The sequence below is a fragment of the Nocardia sp. NPDC101769 genome (assembly GCF_044766925.1).
Classification (GTDB): domain Bacteria; phylum Actinomycetota; class Actinomycetes; order Mycobacteriales; family Mycobacteriaceae; genus Nocardia.
The window spans coordinates 36,931-53,681 of sequence record NZ_JBIWMX010000026.1 but is presented as its reverse complement, the minus strand read 5'-3'; the positions used below and the strand labels follow the sequence as shown (position 1 = coordinate 53,681).

The window sequence follows — 16,751 nt, the reverse complement described above, 5'->3', positions numbered from 1 at the left end:
GGTTACTGCCGGGCGACCCCGGTCAGTGCGATCTCAGGGCGGGTCGTCGGCTGTGAACCCAGCTGCTCAATGCGAACTCAGCCACATGTCGGTGAACACGGCCTCGCGCTCCAGCAGTTCGGTGAGGTGCTGCTGGATGGCGGCCTCGATCTTCTTGCCGAACAATGGGATCTTCACGTCGATGGAGCCGTCCACCACGAAGGTGGAGCCGGAGCCGTCGTCGGTGACGGTCAGGGTGCCGTTCACGGTGGCGGGCGCGCCCTCGACGTGGGCCTCGACGGTGCCGCCGCTGCCGTGCCAGGTCTCGGTGCGCGGAATGGTCAGGCCGTCGGGCTTGATCGCGGTGATCTGCGCGGGCAGCTCCTCGGCCGGAATCGTCTGCACCATGTCGACGCGCACCTGGTCACCAATGATGACAAGGTTCTCGATGCGGGCATTGGGACCGCCGACCGCTTCGATGCGGTCCTTCCAGTACTGCTCGTCGGCGAACGCCGCGCGCACCGCGGCCATGGGATGTGTCGAGTGCGCAGTGAAGGCCAGAGGTGTCGCCATGGTCGGACAGGCTACCGTCTGTGCCTGTGCGTACTTCTCGGGTGGTGTCGTTCGACGACCTGCGGGACCGGCTGACGGCAACCGGTGCGCGGCTGCGTGCCGCGGTGCCGTTGGCCGAGCTGACGACCCTGCGGGTCGGCGGCCCGGCCACGGTCGCCGACTGCGCGACCACCGACGCCCTGGTGGCGACCGTGCGCGAACTGGACGCGGCCGGAATTCCGGTGCTGCTCATCGCGGGCGGCTCCAATCTGCTGATCGGTGACGACGGCTTCGACGGGGTCGTGGTGCGGATCGCGACCGAGGGCGTGCAGATCAGCGGTGAGACCGCGATCGCCGAGGCGGGTGCGAACTGGGACGCGGTGGTGGCCGCCACGGTGGCGGCCGGATTCGGCGGGCTGGAATGCCTGTCCGGAATTCCCGGTTCGGCCGGTGCCACACCGGTTCAGAATGTCGGCGCGTACGGCGTCGAGGTGGCGGGTTTGCTGCGCCGGGTGCGGTTGCTGGACCGCGCCACCGGTGAGATTCGCTGGGCCGAGCCGTCCGAGCTCGGATTCGGTTATCGCACTTCGGTTCTCAAGCACAGCGATGCCGCGGTGGTGCTGGCCGTCGAATTCGCGCTGCGTGCGGACGGTTCCAGTGCGCCGCTCGGCTATCGCGAGCTGGCGCATGCGCTCGGTGCGGCCGAGGGCGAGTCCCGTCCCGCGGCCGAGGTGCGAGAAGCGGTGCTGCGTTTACGGGCGGGTAAGGGTATGGTGCTGGATCCGGCGGATCACGACACCTGGAGTGCGGGTTCGTTTTTCACCAATCCCGTCATTCCAGACGCGCGGGTGGCGGCGGTGCGCGCGGCGATCGCGTCACATCTGGGGGCGGACGTGGCCGTGCCCACCTATCCCGCGGACGGCGGGGTAAAGTTCTCGGCGGGCTGGCTCATCGAGCGCGCCGGCTTCGCCAAGGGCTTTCCGGGCGACGGGTCTCCAGCGCGTTTGTCGACCAAACACACGCTGGCGCTGACCAATCGGGGCGCGGCTACCGCGACCGATCTGGTGACCCTCGCTCGCACGGTTCGCGAGGGGGTTGCTGAGCGCTTCGGCATTCACTTGGATCCGGAACCTGTGACCGTGGGAGTCAGCCTCTAGCGAGTGGCTTTCGCCATCAATTCAGCGTCCGGGATACACGGTTTGCGGGGGTAGGGTCGAGCAAGTGAGTAATCGAGGACTGTCCCGCCGAGCGGCCGTGCGGGCCGCTCTGGTGGCGTCGACGGCAGTGATCGCGGCGGCGTGTTCGTCGTCGAACAAGGGTGGTGGCGGCCCCGCGCAGCCGGCCGCTCCGGTCGCGTCCGTCAAGCTGGAGCCGGGTAGCGGCACCGACAATGTCAATCCGACCACCGCCGTGTCGGCGACGGTCAGCAATGGCCGCATCGATCAGCTGGCGCTGACCAATTCCAATGGCAAGCAGGTAACCGGCACCTTCGATGCCACTCACAGCAAATTCACGGTGAACGAACCGCTCGGCTACGGCGCCACCTACACCTGGTCCGGCACCGCCATCGGCACCGACAGCAAGCCGGTGGCGATCGACGGCAAGTTCACCACCATCAGCCCCAAGAACACCGCGCCCGCCACCATCAATATCGGTGACGGCCAGGAGGTCGGCATCGCGGCGCCGATCATGCTCCAGTTCAAGGGGCACGTCGAGAACAAGGCCGCGGTCGAGAAGGCGCTCGTCGTCACCGCCACCCCGGCCACCGAGGGCTCGTGGGCGTGGCTGCAGGACGACAACGGCGGCTCCCGGGTGCACTGGCGGCCCCGCGAGTACTGGCAGCCGGGCACCACCGTGCACGTCGGCGCCAAGCTGTACGGCCTGGACATGGGCGGCGGGCTGTTCGGCGACTCCGACCTCACCTCCGACTTCCGCATCGGCCGCGCTCAGATCGTGAAGGCCGCCGCCCCCACCCACCGCGTTCAGGTGGTGCGCGACGGGCAGACCGTCTTCGACTTCGCCTGCAGCTACGGCGAAGGCAACCAGGACCGCAATGTCACCCGCTCCGGCATCCATGTGGTGACCGAGAAGTACGAGGACTTCATGATGTCCAACCCGCCGTTCTACACGAACGTGCGGGAACGCTGGGCCGTGCGCATCTCCAACAATGGCGAGTTCATTCACGCCAATCCGGAATCGGTGTCCGCCCAGGGCAATTCGAACGTCACCAACGGCTGCATCAACCTCAGCCCGACCGATGCCCAGGCCTACTTCCCGACCGCCCTCTACGGCGATCCGGTCGAGATCACCGGCACCCGCATCCAGCTCTCCGCGGCGGACGGCGACATCTACGACTGGACCATCGACTGGGAGACCTGGAAGGGTCTCTCGGCGCTGCAGGGCGAGCCGAAGAACCAGATCTCGGCCACCCCACTCGCGCCCCAGCCCGTCGGCGGCCGCTGAAAACCCTTCCGCGACAGTCGCAATCCCCCTACTGCGGTGGGTTGGCGGAGTCGGTGATCCCGGATAGTGTCGGGGCATGTCCGGGAACTCGACCTCGGCCGATGTGCGCGCCCTGAGTCCCTCGGAGCGGTGGTTCTGGATCATCGACCGACTGTCGCCGTCGAATTGCTGTGGGCGGGTGCGGGTTCACGGCCGAGTTTCGGCGCGGCGGCTGGAAGAGGCGGCCGCGGCTCTGGTGGCGGAGTATCCGCTGTTGCGGGTCGGAGTGGTGGATGAGGCGGGCCGGGATCCGTGGTTCCGGGAGTTGGTCGAGCCGGGGATTCCGGTGCAGCGCATGGAGTCCCGCGATTCCGAGGCGTGGGTGCGGGAGATCGATGTAGAGATGGCTTATCCCTTCGACACCGCGAAGGGGTTGGCGCGCATTGTCGATATCGCGGTCGGGGCGGGGACCGCGGACGAGTTCCATGACATCGTGCTCACGATCTCGCACATCATCGTGGACGGCCGGTCGCTGATGGCGTTGCTGCGGAAGCTGATCGGGCATGCGGCGGGGACGAGTGCCGGGCTGGTGGAACGTGCGGGAGTTCCGGCCGCGGATGATCTGATTCCCGCCAGGGCGCGGGGGATGTGGCGATGGGCGTATACGACGCTGTTCGATCAGGCGGCCGCGCTCGGGCAGCGGCCGCAGCGCGTGGCCGGTGCGCGGGTGGCGCTGCCGGAGCGGCGAACCAGGGCCGTGCACCGGGTGCTCGATCGGGAAGCGCTGGCGGCGTTGGTGACCGACTGCCGGCGCGCCGGAGTCACCGTGCACGGGGCGCTGGCCGCGGCGGCGGCGTCCGCGATCGGCGCCTCGAATTCCGGGGGGAGCGGAACCGCCGGGATCGGGTCGCCCGTGGATTTCCGGGAATTGCTCTCCCCGCGTCCGGCCGACGATGAGCTGGGGATCTATGCGCCGGTGCTGGTCGGATTCGTGCCGTTCGGAGTTCCGCTGTGGACCGCGGCCCGGTCGGTGAAGCGGCAACTCGAGCGCGGGGTGCGGCAGCGGCGGCATCTGGCGACGGTGGCGGGTATGCGATTCGGGACGCCGCGGGCACTCGAATCCGGCCGGCGCCTGGCGGACCTGGTGGATCGGCGGGCGCCGTGGAATGTGTCGCTCACCAACCTGGGGCGGGTCGAATTCCCGGAAACGGCCGGGGCGTGGCGACTTTCGGGACTGACGCTGGCCGCGTCGAATTCCTGTGTGAGCGTCCTGACGGTATCGGTCGCGACGACGCACGGGGAAATGCGCCTCGGGTTCTGCTACGCGGAACCGGTCCTGTCCGAGCGACGGGCCGCGGATTTCGCGGACGCGATGCTGACCGCGCTGCGCGAGCGCCCGGATCCCTCAGCCGAGCCGCTGGGTCAGCCGGGCGCGTAGCGCGGCTCGGTCGGGCTTGCTGGTGCGCCCGCCGACCGGGATCTCCGCGACCAGCACGATGTCGTCCGGCAGCGCGGAAACATCGATCAGGGACGGTAATTCGCGGCGTAGCCGGTCCGCGATATCGAAGGCGTCCGGGTCCGGCACCACGGCCAGCACGATGCGCTCGTCGCCGATCTCGTCGGGAATGCCGACCATGATGGCCTGCCGCACGCCCTCGACGCCCGCGATGGCCGGTTCGTACAGGCCCGGATAGATATTGGTCTTGCCGCGGATCATCATGTCCTTCTTGCGGCCCATGAGCACCAGGGTGTCGCCCTCGAAGCGAGCCAGGTCGCCGGTGGCGATCTCCTTCAGCGGCGGTTCCCCGAGGTAGCCGTGGCACAGGTTGGGGCCGGAGAGGATGAGCTCGCCGTCGTCGGCCAGGCGCGCGTCCACGCCCTCGACCGGTGGGCCGAGTGGATCCCCGGATCCCTCGAAGGCCAGCTTGTCCGCGCCGGAGGTGATGGCCACCGGCAGGATCTCGGTCATGCCGTAGACGGCCAGGAATTCGGTGTCCGGGAGGGCGGCGCGAGCACGGCGCAACAGCGCGGTGGTGACCGGGGCGCCGCCCAGCGTGATCTCCTCCAGGTGTATCGGCGCGACCAGCCGCCCGGCCTCGATGGCGTCCAGCACCACCGCCAGGTCGGCAGGGGTGAAGAAGGCATGCGTCGCCGGGCCGAGGGTGCGCGCGAAGCCGATCGGGTCGATGTGGGTGCCGAAACGCGGGTACCGCGGCATGGACCAGCGCGCGCCCTCCAGCACCGCGGGCAGACCCATCATCAGCTGTTCGGTGTGCAGGTGCGAGCCGGGCATGAGGGTGGTGCAGCCCGCCATGGCCGCCAGGCCCGCACCCAGCGAACCGCGGGTGTGCACAACGGCTTTCGGGTCGGCGGTGGTGCCGGAGGTGAAGACGATGAGCGCCTCGGCGTCGGGGTCCTCGACGGGCGCGTCGAAGGTCGATGTGGTCGCGGGACCTCGCCAACCGGGCTCGGAACCCGCCAGCTGCCGCAGCGGGAGGGCCCCGCGCGGCGTGCCCGGTAGCCGCGGCCCGCATCGGATGTGCCGCACCGGCAGCCGGCCGAACTCGGGCAGCGATAGCCCGAGCCGGCGTCCGAATCCGCGCAGCGGCCCGCTCAGCAGGTACAGCAGCGATTCCGTGGCCGCCCAGCTCGGCTCCACCAATTCCAGGCGGCGTGCGAACAATTCGGGCCCGACGCCCGGGTCCACGAACACGATGGTGCCACCCGCCGCGATGGTCCCGAACACCATGACCACGGCGTCCACGCAGGGCCGGATGGAGAACAGCATGCGGTCGCCGGGCCGGAAGCCGTTGCCGTGCAGGCGTTTCGCGACCAGCCGGACGCGGGCGTCGAGTTCGGCGAAGCTGAGCGGCGGTTCGCCGATCATGCCCAGCGCGGGCGCGTCGGGGGTGCGCAGCACCTGCTCGCGGAGCAGCGCGGTGAAATCCTCACCCGCCGAGGGGTATCCAGCGTTCACCGGATATCCACCAGCTCCGGTTTGTAGCGGTGGTCGGCGTACCAGGCGAGAGTCTTGCGCACACCCCAGGCTCGCACGCGCCGGTTGGAGCCGTACACCCGCACGTCCCGGCGCAGCCCGTAGTCGGTGGTGAGCGTGCGCACGGCGTTCACCAGCGCCCGATCCTCGTGCAGCTCCTCGATGGCGGTGCGCGGGAATCCGCCTGCGGCCTCGTACAGTTCGGCGGTGATGGCCATATTGCAGCCGGGGGTCATGACATACGGACCCAGGTAGCGCGGATCACGGTTGCCGGGCCGGAATTTCCCGAACAGAGAGGCCACCTCCAGCGCGACCAGGATGACGGTGCGGTCGCGCAGCCGCACGCCCTCGTCGGTGCGCGGGATGAGCTGTCCGCTGATCAGCCGCAGCCCCGAGTCGAAGGCGGCCCGGATGCGCGCGGTCCAGTCGGGGGCGGGCAGGCAGTCGGCGTCGGTGCGGGCCAGCCGGGTCGCACCGGCCGCGATGGCGTGCCGCATGCCGGTGTCGGCGGCCGCGCCGGTGCCCTTGCGCAGCTCGGTGATCACCTCGACGCGCAGGCCCGGATGGGTGTCCGCGAAATCGCGCACCACCTTGACGGTGGCGTCGGTGGAGTTGTTGTCCACCACCAGCAGCGTGAAGTCCCGGTCCCGCTGCCCGGCCAGGGCGGACAGCGTGCCGGCGATGCCGTGCTCCTCGTTGTAGGCGGGCACGATCACCCACAGTTCGTTCATGGCCTCTCCCGGCGGATTCCTGGCCCCGGCTTACGGTTTCGGCAGGCGGTAGGCGATGGCCGCGGCCGACGGCCCGGCCCCGGCGGCCACGAACAAGGCTACGTCGGCCCGCTCGAGCTTGCCGCTGTCGCGGGCCGCCAGATACGCGACCGACAGTGCCGAGGTGTGCGCGTCGAAGCGCGGGGAGGCGGAGCGCTCGGTGTCGTCGGCGCCGACCGCCTCCGGCGCGATGCTCAGGCGCTCGGCCAGCAGTGCGGGGAATCCGGCGGTGGGCCGCCCGCAGATGAGCACCGTCCGCGCGCGGGGAGCGTCGGCCACGTCGAGGGCCTCGGTCGCCGCCGAAACCGCGTGGCGCAGTAGCTCTTCGACATCGCCGGTGCAGTTCACGGTGATCGAGGACCGGCCGGTCGCGCCCATGTCCGACAGCCGCACGAAGCCCTCCGCCGCGGGCCGCCCGTCGGTGGCGCTGATGTGCAGCGCCCCGAATCCGGCTGTGCCCGGCCGCTTTTCCAGCAGCATGGCCGCGCCCACCGGCTTGATCGGGAAGCCCGGCTGCGGTTCGGGGGACTTCGACGGGTGCGCGTCACCGGAGACCAGCAGCACCCGGTGCACGGTCGGGGCCTCCAGCAGCGCCTGGCTGACCTGGATGGCATTGAGCATGCCGCAGGCGCCGTTCATCAGATCGAAGGACAGACACGGCACGTCGCCGCTGCGATACTCCAGCCCGATGCCGGCCTGCTGCTGAATCAGCGCGGACATGGCCGGTTCCACCATGTTCGAGTCGCGATAGACGCCGGTATTGATCAGCGCGTCGATCTGCTCCGGCGTGGCGCCGGCCTCCGCGATGGCCCTGCGCGCCGCGGCCGCCGCCTGCTCGATGGAGCTGCCGCCGCCGATTTCGGTGGTTACGGAAGAAATGACGATTCCCATGCTGCATCACACCCGAAGGTCGCCGAGCGTCACCGACAGGAACCCGGCCACGACACCGGAAGCCGCGGGCACCATCAGTACTTTCGCCCCGGACGCTATCCGCTGTTGTTTGAGCGCATCGTGTAATACCACGAAATGCGAGGTGGATGCGGTGTTGCCGTAGCGGTCCAGAACCATGAGCGCGGGCGGCACCGGGGCGTCGAATTCGCGTTCGGCGATCTTGGACACCAATTCCACCGCGGGCGCGCTGAATTGATGATGAATCACGTGGTCGTAGCCCTCCGCCGCGAAACTGCTGTTGTTCTCGCGCAGGAAATCCCGCTGCCGGGTGGTCCACAGCAGATAGCGGGCCTCGTTGTGCATGGCCCGGTTGTCGGTGTACAGCGCGATACCGGAACTGCGGTCGCTGGGCATGCCCAGGCACAACTGCGCGAAGCCTGCGCTGGTATTGAGTTCGATGTAGTCGATGCCCTCGTCGGTGCTGCCCTCGCCGTCCAGAATGACCGCGGCCGCACCGTCTCCGACGGTCAGCGAGGCGAACTGCGGATCGTATTTTTCGGACATCTCACGCACGGCGGTATCGGAGATGGGCGTGATGTACTCCCCGGAAACCACCAGCCCGCGTTTCACCATGCCCGCGCGAATCATGCGATCCAGCACGAGAACTCCGCTCATCATGCCCGCGCAGGCATTGGAGACGTCGAAGTGGATGGCTCCGGTCGCGCCGAGTTCATTGCGGATCATGAGTGCGAAGGACGGCTCCACACAGAATTCGCCGTCGCGAATGCGGGTGATGGAGCAGGAGATGACGATATCCAGATCGGCAGCGTCATAGGACGAATTGTCCAGTGCGGTCCGCGCCGCCGCCAGGGCGACGCTCAGGGAATCCTCGTTCTCGGCGCAGCGGCGGCGGTGCCGCACGCCGCTGATGCGCTCCAGGTCGATGGGGGAGTCGATGGCCAGCTGGGCCAGCAACTCCGCGGTCGATATCTCGGTGTCGGGCAGATAGGACCCGACCGCCTCGATTCGTGATCTCACCATGTTCACTCCCAGCAGCCCTCGGTTGCGGGCGACGCTAGCAGTGCCGGTATTTCGGTTTTGAAAAATCTATGATTCAGATCATGTGAGGTGAACTACATTGCGGCACAACACCATTTGACCTACCCCTGAAGGGGTGACTTCACGAGCGGCGGGCGAAACGTCCCGACTCGGCCTGATCGCGCGGCTTGACGACAATGGTGTCCAGATTGACGTGCGGCGGACGTGAGGCCACGAAGCCCACGATCTCCGCGATGTCCTGCGCGACAAGCGGATCGATGCCCCGGTACACACTCGCCGCGCGCTCGGCGTCGCCACCGAAACGCACCAGCGAGAATTCGGTCTCCACGGCGCCCGGCGCGATCTCGGTCAGCCGCACCGGCTGACCCAGCAGCTCGCCCCGCAGCGTCCGATGCAGTACCGCTTGCGCGTGCTTCGCCGAGGTGTAGCCGGAACCGTTGTCGTAGGTGGAGAACGCGGCCACCGAGGTGATGGTGACGATCAGGCCGTCACCGGAGGCGATCAGCTTGGGCAGCAACGACTTCGTGAGCCGCAGCGTGCCCAGCACATTGGTCTCCCACATCCAGCGCCAGTCGTCCAGATCCGCCTCGAGCACCGGGGCCAGGCCCTTCGCGCCACCGGCATTGTTGACCAGCACATCGCAGCGCTCGACGGCCTCGGTGAAGGCGCGCACCGACTCCTCGTCGGTCACATCCAGCGGCAGCGCGGTCCCGCCGATCTCCGCGGCCAGCTGCTCCAGCCGATCGACCCGCCGGGCGCCGACGTACACGTGGTACCCCTGCTTGGCGAGTTCGCGGGCGGTTGCCTCGCCGATACCCGAACTGGCTCCGGTCACCACAGCGGTACGAGTGCTCATGTCCCTGAGCTTAGGCACGGCGTGTCGCCGGTGCGTCGCGGGTGGTTAGCCTCACTCCTATGGCGATTCGGGAAGTAGCAAGCGCGGACGGCACGACCATCGTTTACCGGGTGACCGGTCCGGAGGGGGCCCGGCCGCTCGTTCTCCTGCACGGCTGGTCCGGCAACCTGCTCTGCTGGGGCCGATCTGCCGACCTGCTCGCCGAGCACTTCCGGGTGATCGCGGTCGACCTGCGCGGTCACGGCTACTCCGACGCCCCCGAGGCCGGATACGACGACCCGAAGAACTGGGCAGCCGATATCGCCGCGGTGCTCGCCGCCGAGGACATCTCCTCCGGCGCGATCCTGCTGGGCTGGTCCTATGGCGGCATTGTGCTGTCCGACTACCTGACCGCCTACGGGACCGGCGCGATTGCGGGCATCGTCTACACCGGTTCCCAGGCCAATATCGGGCGCGGCGTCGAAGGCGCGGAGACCGGTCCGGGGATGGCCAAGGCCATACCCGATGTCTTCGACGAGAGTGCGGGCAAGGCCATGCGCGGATTCGCCGCCTTCGGCAATGCCAATACCGGGCCGGGCCGCGACAAGGGCGTGGACGCCCAGCGCCTGTTCGGCGGCAGCATCGCCACCCTGCCCCGGGTGCGCAAGGCCCTGTTCTATCGCACCGTCGACAACACCGAGACCCTGCGCGGCCTGGACGTGCCGGTGCTGGTCCTGCACGGCACCGCCGACCCGGTCGTGCCGATCGAGAACGGCCGCTATATCGCCGACACCGCGCCGGACGTGCGGACCTCCTACTGGGAGGGCGCGCAGCACGGCCTGTTCATCGAGGATCCCAGCCGGTTCGTGACGGAGATCACCAATTTCGTTGAGGCGCTGGGGTAATCGCGCGTCGCGGGAGTTCGGGGGCGAAGCCCTCGAGCGGCTCACGCGAGTTGTGATCGACCTCACTTGGGAAGGTAACCCGTGCATGGGGTGTTACTACCCCCGTGCACACTGGAGTGGTGAGTCAGCGCCCGGACATACGGCCCAATCGAATTGCCGTGTTATCGGTGCATACCTCACCACTGGCCCAGCCCGGGACCGGCGACGCGGGCGGCATGAACGTCTATGTGCTGCAGACCGCCATCGAACTGGCCCGTCGCGGCACCGAGGTCGAGATCTTCACCCGGGCGACCTCCTCCAATGACGAGCCGGTGGTCGAGGCCGCGCCGGGCGTGCTGGTCCGCACCGTGGCCGCCGGGCCCTTCGAGGGGCTCGACAAGCACGATCTGCCCACCCAGCTGTGTCCCTTCGCCGCCGAGGTGCTGCGCACCGAGGCCCGCAATCTGCCCGGCCACTACGACCTCATCCACTCGCACTACTGGCTCTCCGGACAGGTCGGCTGGCTGGCCCGCGACCGCTGGCGGGTGCCCATGGTCCACACCGCCCACACCCTGGCCGCGGTCAAGAACGCCTACCTCGCCGAGGGTGACTGCCCTGAGCCCGCGGTCCGGGAGATCGGCGAGAAGCAGATCGTCGCCGAGGCCGACCGGCTGGTCGCCAATACCGCCGATGAGGCCCGCCAGCTGATCGAGCTGTACGGCGCGGACCCCGACCACATCGATGTGGCTCTGCCCGGCGCCGACCTGACCCGCTACCAGCCCGGCGACAAGCTCGCCGCCCGCCGCCAACTCGGCCTGCCCGCGCACGAGCGCATCGTCGCCTTCATCGGGCGCATCCAGCCGCTCAAGGCCCCCGACGTGCTGGTGCGCGCGGCCGCCCAGGTGCTGGCCGAGGAGGCCGCCCTGCCGACCCCGCCGCAACGCCCGCTGCGCGTGGTGATCGTGGGCGGCCCGTCCGGCAGCGGCCTGAAGAAGCCCGAGGCCCTGATCGAACTGGCTGCGGCCCTGGGCATTTCGGACCGGGTCACCTTCCTGCCGCCCCAGCCCGCGCACCGGCTGGTGCAGGTCTACCGGGCCGCCGACCTGGTGGCCGTACCCAGCTACAACGAGTCCTTCGGCCTGGTCGCCATCGAGGCGCAGGCCAGCGGCACCCCTGTGCTCGCCGCCGATGTGGGCGGGCTGAGCACCGCCGTCCACGACGGCGTCTCAGGCCTGCTGGTCCCCGGTCACCAGACCGGCGACTGGGCAGCCGCCCTGCATTCGCTGCTCGACGATCCGGGCCGGTTGGAGGAGATGGGCCGGGCCGCGGTCGGGCACGCCGCCAACTTCTCCTGGGCGCACACGGCCGAGGCGTTGCTCGACAGCTATGCCGCCGCGCTCGCCCGGTCGCCGATCGTCCGCCCGCACAGCGGTAACCTGCACACCGACAGCAATCACGCCAGATCAATAGCAAGAACTGGCGGTAGCCCGAGGTCAACACGACTAGAACTCGAGCCGGCATGGCGGCGTCGGATGGGAGCAGTACGCAGATGAGCGAGGCCGACCGCACCGAGGAGTGGACGCCCCGCCCGCATGCAAGCACCGGCGGCCTGAACGACGAAACCGCCCGCGCCACCGCGCAACTCATCGACGAGACACTGCGCGAACGCGAGATCGAGTACACCCGCGACGCCCCCGACCTGTTCGTGGTGGTGCTCCCCGGTGAACGCAAGCTCAAGACCGTCATCGGGGTCAGTGTCGGCAAGCACGGCGTCCGCATGGAGTCCTTCGTCTGCCGCAAGCCCGACGAGAACTTCGAGGGCGTCTACAAATTCCTGCTCCGCCGCAACCGCCGCCTCTACGGCGTGGCCTACACCATCGACCGCGTCGGCGACATCTACCTGGTCGGCCGCATGTCCAACGACCGTGTCACCCCCGACGAACTCGACCGCTGGCTCGGCCAGATCCTCGAGGCCGTCGACGCCGACTTCAACACCCTCCTCGAACTCGGCTTCGCCGAAGCCATTCGCAAAGAATGGAAATGGCGGGTCTCTCGCGGCGAATCGCTGAAGAACCTCCGCGCCTTCGAACACCTCGTGGACTGACCCGCCTCCGCGCGACTTCAGCGCACGGCTGAGAGCCGTCGGCATCGGGAACGCGTGCCGGAGGCTGGGAGCCGAACCGATTTTGGACGTCCCCGACAAGTTACCCCGACCGTTACGAAATCAGTTGTCACCGTGGCATACGGAGAACGAGCTCCGTGCGCGACAATCGGCCGGGCCATCGGGACACGGAAGCGCACAGGAGGCGGTCGGCGATGACGGTACTAGCGCTGGATATCGGAGCGACCAAATTCGCGGCGGCGACCGTGAATCCGGATGGAGCGGTGGGGAAACCGCGGCGGATCGCGGTGCCGGAATCCGGGGTGTGGGATGCCTGCCGGGCATTGCTGACCGACGTTGCCGAGGATGCCCGGATCAGTGCGGTGGGCATCGGATCGGCCGGGCCGGTGGATGTGGCTGCGGGAGTTTGCGGGCCGCTCAATATTCCGGAGTGGGGCGACGGGTTCGCGATCGTGGACGCGGTGCGGAAACTGTTTCCGGAGGCCGAGATCCGGTTCGCCATCGACGGTGTGTGCCTGGTGCTGGCCGAACAGCGTTTCGGGGCTGCGCGCGGGGTGTCGAATGTGCTCGCCATGACTGTTTCGTCGGGAATCGGTGGGGGCATCATCTCCGATGACCGGGTTGTCATGGGGCGCACCGGAAATGGCGGGCATGTCGGTCATATTGTCGTGCCCGGTCAGGACGAGCCCTGCGCCTGCGGCGGATTCGGCTGTGTCGAGGCCGTGGCGAGTGGCAAATCCTCGGTGCGCTGGGCGCGGCGGCAGGGGTGGACCGGAACGACCGGGGTGGAGCTCGCGGCCGCGGCGCACGCGGGGGAGCCGATCGCCGTGGCTGCTCTCGAGCGGGCGGGCACCGCGATCGGGACGGCTGTCGCCTCGGCCGCCGCCTTGCTCGACACCGATCTCGTGGTCATCGGTGGCGGCTTCGCGCAATCCGGCGAACCGCTGTGGGGTCCGCTGCGGACCGCCGCCGCGGCGCACGCGCGGCTGAAGTTCCTGCGCGGGCTGCGCGTGGTGCCGTCCGAATTGACCGATCAGGCCACCCTGCAGGGTGCCGCGATTCTCGCGCTCGGGGCCGCGAATGCAGGCGAAACCCCGCGTGGGAGGATGACCCCATGACGTACACCCTCGTGTTGCTGCGCCACGGCGAGAGCGAATGGAATGCCCTGAACCTGTTCACCGGTTGGGTGGATGTTCGTCTCACCGACAAGGGTGTCGCGGAAGGCAAGCGTGCCGGTGAATTGCTCGCCGAGCACGGGATTCTGCCGGATATCGTCTACACCTCGCTGCTGCGCCGTGCCATCAGCACCGCCAACAATGCCCTCGACGCCTGCGACCGGCACTGGATTCCGGTGGTCCGCGACTGGCGCCTGAACGAGCGCCACTACGGCGCGCTGCAGGGCAAGAACAAGGCGGAGATCAAGGAGCAGTACGGCAACGACCAGTTCATGCTGTGGCGCCGCAGCTACGACACCCCGCCGCCGCCGATCGAGGTGGACAGCGAGTACAGCCAGGACGGTGACCCGCGCTACGCCGGCATCGAGGTGCCGCGCACCGAGTGCCTCAAGGACGTCGTGGCCCGCATGGTTCCCTACTGGGAGGACACCATCGCGGCCGATGTGCGCTCGGGCAAGACGGTTCTCGTTGCCGCGCACGGTAATTCGCTGCGCGCCCTGGTGAAGCACCTGGAGAACATCTCGGACGAGGAGATCTCCGAGCTGAACATCCCCACCGGTATCCCGCTCAAGTACGAGCTGGACGAGAACCTGCGGCCGATCGGCAAGGGCGAATACCTCGACCCCGAGGCCGCCGCGGCGGGCGCCGCCGCCGTGGCAAGCCAGGGCGGCAAGTAATTCGTAAACGAAACTCGCGCTGTGACCGAATTATGCGGTCACAGCGCGTTTTTCATTTCCGGCGAAGTTTTCGTGTCGAAGCCTCGATCGGAATGCCTTATCCGCCACTGTGATCCGCGTCTCACTACGTGACCGTAGGGTATCTCCCTGTCTCGCAAAAGAATTTGCCGAAGCGTTGCCAATTCAAATCGGTGTCTGTAACCGGGGTTTGCAACTTACTTCGCAGTAGATATGCTGCTGGGCGTTCGACCATCTGCGAGAGGTAGATCACGTTCGATGAAGCACGCGCTACGGGCCACGGTCTCTGCCGCCGCGGCCGCTCTGCTCCTGCCTGTCATCGGCATCACCGCCGATGCCGCCATCCCGGCCGGACCCGACGGTGGTGCCGCAGGCGCCGAATGGACCACCACCGAAGACGGGCAGCAGCAGTACCCCAACGTCTTCATCGACTGGGACGTCCCGATCACCATGAGTGACGGCACCGTTCTGAAGGCCAATGTCTACCACCCGGCCGACGCCGCGGGCCATCCCATCGACACCCCGACGCCGACCGTCGTCAATATGACGCCCTATACCAAGCTGGTGTCGAACGTCGCCGACAGCGCCTTCGCCATTCCCGGACTGTCCGACGCGCTCCTCGACGTCTTCCGCAACATTCACCTCGACGGCACTCCGCTCACCGGCTTCGGTGAACTGCTGAACGCGGCGGGCAACGGCGAACTCCGCAACTTCTCCGTCGACCGCCAGCTCATCAAGTCCGGGTACACGCAGGTCGTCGTGGACGTGCGCGGCACCGGATTCTCGCAGGGCGAGTGGGACATGCTGCGCGGCCGCGAACAGCAGGACACCGTCGAGGTCATCGACTGGGCGTCCAAGCAGGGCTTCAGCAATGGCCGAATCGGCATGAACGGCCTGTCCTACTCGGCCATCAACCAGGTGCAGGCTGCCGAGAAGCAGCCGCCCGCGCTGAAGGCCATCTTCCCCATCGTGCCGGGCAGCGACCTCATCGACGATGTGCTCGCGCCCGGCGGCGGCTTCGGCTTCAACTTCATTCCGCTGTGGCTGAGCGCCATCAACGGCCTCAAGTGGGTGCCGGACGTGGCCTCGATCGCCAACGGCACCTTCGACTTCAAATGGCTGCGGGATCGCGTCGACGATCCCTTCGGCTACCTCGATGTGCTCATGTCGGCCTACACCAGCACGGACATGAACAGCATCGACCCGCGCGTCAAGGACATGCTCAACGGCCTCAGCCAGGAACGCCAGGAGTGGCTGGGCGACCCGGCCAAGATCCAGGTGCCGACCTTCGTGACCGGCGGCTGGCACGACCTGTTCACCTACTCGGAATCCAAGATCTACAACCAGATTCCGCTGCCGCCCGGCCAGAAGCAGCTGCTCATGGGCAACACCTACCACGTCACCTCCGGCGCGGATGTCAACCGGGTCGGGGCGCCGCCGCGCCTGGACGTGCTGCAGCGCGCCTGGTTCGACAAGTGGCTCAAGGGCATCGACAACGGCATCGATCAGTACGGCCCGGTGACCCTGAAGCAGCAGGGCGGCGGCTGGACCACCCAGGGCGGATTCGGGCCCACCGCACCGGTTTCCGAGGCCGCCGACTACCGCCGCATGTACCTCTCGTCGCAGCGCTCCGGCACCGCGAACAGCGTCTACGACGGATCGCTCACCGCTGACGCCAATGGCGACACCGACCGGCTCACCGTCGCGCCCGGGCTGTCCACCGTCTGCTCCAATGACGCGGCCCAGGCCACCGCGGGCATCCTGAACCTGATCGACGCCTGCGCCAAGGACTCCCGCATCGCCGAGACCAACGCGCTCACCTTCACCAGCGCGCCGGTGGCCGAGGCCACCACCGTCTCGGGCCCGATCGCGGTGCACCTCAACACCGTTCAGGACGCCGCCGACGGCTACTGGACCGTCACCGTCAACGACGTCGCCCCCGACGGGCAGTCGACCGTGCTGACCTCCGGCGAGCTGATGGCCTCGCTGCGCCAGGTCGACGAGGCCGACAGCACCCGCTCCGCCAACGGCGACTACACCGACCCGCGCGCCTTCACCTCCCTGGACAAGCGTGAGGAGACCGTCCCCGGCGAGGCCACCACCCTCGACATCGCGCTCGGCGGCACCCAGGCCGTCCTGCAGCCGGGCCACCGCCTGCGCGTCGACGTCTTCGCCGGCAACTTCCCCAAGGGCCTGCCCATCCTGCCGATGCTGATCGACACCGGTCTGAAGCCCGAACACCTCCAGCTCGACCCTGATCGCCCGAGCTTCGTGAACATCCCGGTCCGCGGTAACACCGGCTGGTGAATCCGTCCCTCCGGGATCGAAGCCCCGGGTGTGCACAACGGCGTG

At 68.3% G+C, this 16,751-nt stretch carries 15 protein-coding genes; 9 read left to right on the top strand and 6 right to left on the bottom strand.

Annotated elements, in window-relative coordinates; genetic code table 11:
* Positions 1-66: 66 nt before the first annotated feature.
* The gene (locus ACIRRA_RS32380; RefSeq protein WP_402776115.1) at positions 67-552 is read right to left on the bottom strand and encodes a DUF2505 domain-containing protein; all 486 of its coding nucleotides are present in this window, start codon (positions 550-552) and stop codon (positions 67-69) included.
* A 59-nt stretch (positions 553-611) separates the two neighbouring features.
* Here ACIRRA_RS32380 and ACIRRA_RS32375 point away from each other — a divergent pair, with 59 nt between their 5' ends.
* The 3 genes from ACIRRA_RS32375 (at position 612) to ACIRRA_RS32365 (ending at position 4,411) form a co-directional block, all read left to right on the top strand.
* On the top strand, positions 612-1,688 hold the full coding sequence (locus tag ACIRRA_RS32375; protein ID WP_402776328.1) for a UDP-N-acetylmuramate dehydrogenase: 1,077 nt from the start codon (positions 612-614) through the stop codon (positions 1,686-1,688).
* Positions 1,689-1,752: 64 nt separating this feature from the next.
* Positions 1,753-2,994 (top strand): Ig-like domain-containing protein, encoded by a 1,242-nt coding sequence (locus ACIRRA_RS32370; RefSeq protein WP_402776113.1) that lies wholly within the window; start codon positions 1,753-1,755, stop codon positions 2,992-2,994.
* A 76-nt stretch (positions 2,995-3,070) separates the two neighbouring features.
* Entirely contained in the window at positions 3,071-4,411 is a 1,341-nt protein-coding gene (locus ACIRRA_RS32365) for a hypothetical protein (RefSeq protein ID WP_402776110.1), read from the top strand.
* Here ACIRRA_RS32365 and ACIRRA_RS32360 read toward each other — a convergent pair.
* From ACIRRA_RS32360 to ACIRRA_RS32340, 5 genes are all read right to left on the bottom strand, one after another.
* Complete coding sequence (locus ACIRRA_RS32360; RefSeq protein WP_402776108.1) at positions 4,379-5,950, bottom strand: class I adenylate-forming enzyme family protein; 1,572 nt, start codon at positions 5,948-5,950, stop codon at positions 4,379-4,381. The two genes, ACIRRA_RS32365 and ACIRRA_RS32360, sit on opposite strands and share 33 nt — an antisense overlap.
* Entirely contained in the window at positions 5,947-6,699 is a 753-nt protein-coding gene (locus tag ACIRRA_RS32355; protein ID WP_402776105.1) for a glycosyltransferase, read from the bottom strand. Before ACIRRA_RS32355 ends, ACIRRA_RS32360 begins: the two co-directional genes overlap by 4 nt.
* A 30-nt stretch (positions 6,700-6,729) precedes the next feature.
* The gene (locus ACIRRA_RS32350) at positions 6,730-7,629 is read right to left on the bottom strand and encodes a hypothetical protein (RefSeq protein WP_402776102.1); all 900 of its coding nucleotides are present in this window, start codon (positions 7,627-7,629) and stop codon (positions 6,730-6,732) included.
* A 6-nt stretch (positions 7,630-7,635) separates the two neighbouring features.
* Positions 7,636-8,670 carry a 3-oxoacyl-ACP synthase III family protein gene (locus tag ACIRRA_RS32345; protein WP_402776099.1) on the bottom strand — a complete coding sequence of 345 codons (1,035 nt, stop codon included), beginning with the start codon at positions 8,668-8,670 and terminating at the stop codon, positions 7,636-7,638.
* A gap of 139 nt (positions 8,671-8,809) precedes the next feature.
* Positions 8,810-9,544: an SDR family NAD(P)-dependent oxidoreductase gene (locus tag ACIRRA_RS32340; protein WP_357006591.1), complete on the bottom strand. Its 735-nt coding sequence runs from the start codon at positions 9,542-9,544 to the stop codon at positions 8,810-8,812.
* A gap of 59 nt (positions 9,545-9,603) precedes the next feature.
* Here ACIRRA_RS32340 and ACIRRA_RS32335 point away from each other — a divergent pair, with 59 nt between their 5' ends.
* The 6 genes from ACIRRA_RS32335 to ACIRRA_RS32310 all read left to right on the top strand — a co-directional run bounded on the left by ACIRRA_RS32335 (position 9,604) and on the right by ACIRRA_RS32310 (position 16,706).
* Positions 9,604-10,428, top strand: coding sequence for an alpha/beta fold hydrolase (locus tag ACIRRA_RS32335; protein ID WP_402776096.1), 825 nt, complete (start codon positions 9,604-9,606; stop codon positions 10,426-10,428).
* A gap of 104 nt (positions 10,429-10,532) precedes the next feature.
* On the top strand, positions 10,533-11,960 hold the full coding sequence (mshA, locus tag ACIRRA_RS32330) for a D-inositol-3-phosphate glycosyltransferase (protein WP_402776093.1): 1,428 nt from the start codon (positions 10,533-10,535) through the stop codon (positions 11,958-11,960).
* Positions 11,957-12,511, top strand: a complete 555-nt coding sequence (locus tag ACIRRA_RS32325) for a YbjN domain-containing protein (RefSeq protein ID WP_402776090.1) — start codon at positions 11,957-11,959, stop codon at positions 12,509-12,511. Before mshA ends, ACIRRA_RS32325 begins: the two co-directional genes overlap by 4 nt.
* Positions 12,512-12,723: 212 nt before the next feature.
* The gene (locus tag ACIRRA_RS32320) at positions 12,724-13,647 is read left to right on the top strand and encodes an ROK family protein (protein ID WP_402776087.1); all 924 of its coding nucleotides are present in this window, start codon (positions 12,724-12,726) and stop codon (positions 13,645-13,647) included.
* Positions 13,644-14,381 carry a phosphoglyceromutase gene (locus ACIRRA_RS32315; RefSeq protein WP_357006605.1) on the top strand — a complete coding sequence of 246 codons (738 nt, stop codon included), beginning with the start codon at positions 13,644-13,646 and terminating at the stop codon, positions 14,379-14,381. Before ACIRRA_RS32320 ends, ACIRRA_RS32315 begins: the two co-directional genes overlap by 4 nt.
* Positions 14,382-14,657: 276 nt before the next feature.
* Positions 14,658-16,706, top strand: coding sequence for a CocE/NonD family hydrolase (locus ACIRRA_RS32310; RefSeq protein WP_402776084.1), 2,049 nt, complete (start codon positions 14,658-14,660; stop codon positions 16,704-16,706).
* The last annotated feature ends 45 nt before the right edge of the window (positions 16,707-16,751 follow it).

Excerpts from the sequence above, each read along its gene's own strand:
- ACIRRA_RS32380 (WP_402776115.1), bottom strand. The coding sequence starts at position 552 with ATGGCGACACCTCTGGCCTTCACTGCGCACTCGACACATCCCATGGCC.
- ACIRRA_RS32365 (WP_402776110.1), top strand. The coding sequence starts at position 3,071 with ATGTCCGGGAACTCGACCTCGGCCGATGTGCGCGCCCTGAGTCCCTCG.
- ACIRRA_RS32355 (WP_402776105.1), bottom strand. The coding sequence starts at position 6,699 with ATGAACGAACTGTGGGTGATCGTGCCCGCCTACAACGAGGAGCACGGC.
- ACIRRA_RS32350 (WP_402776102.1), bottom strand. The coding sequence starts at position 7,629 with ATGGGAATCGTCATTTCTTCCGTAACCACCGAAATCGGCGGCGGCAGC.
- ACIRRA_RS32345 (WP_402776099.1), bottom strand. The coding sequence starts at position 8,670 with ATGGTGAGATCACGAATCGAGGCGGTCGGGTCCTATCTGCCCGACACC.
- ACIRRA_RS32340 (WP_357006591.1), bottom strand. The coding sequence starts at position 9,544 with ATGAGCACTCGTACCGCTGTGGTGACCGGAGCCAGTTCGGGTATCGGC.
- ACIRRA_RS32335 (WP_402776096.1), top strand. The coding sequence starts at position 9,604 with ATGGCGATTCGGGAAGTAGCAAGCGCGGACGGCACGACCATCGTTTAC.
- ACIRRA_RS32325 (WP_402776090.1), top strand. The coding sequence starts at position 11,957 with ATGAGCGAGGCCGACCGCACCGAGGAGTGGACGCCCCGCCCGCATGCA.
- ACIRRA_RS32320 (WP_402776087.1), top strand. The coding sequence starts at position 12,724 with ATGACGGTACTAGCGCTGGATATCGGAGCGACCAAATTCGCGGCGGCG.
- ACIRRA_RS32315 (WP_357006605.1), top strand. The coding sequence starts at position 13,644 with ATGACGTACACCCTCGTGTTGCTGCGCCACGGCGAGAGCGAATGGAAT.
- ACIRRA_RS32310 (WP_402776084.1), top strand. The coding sequence starts at position 14,658 with ATGAAGCACGCGCTACGGGCCACGGTCTCTGCCGCCGCGGCCGCTCTG.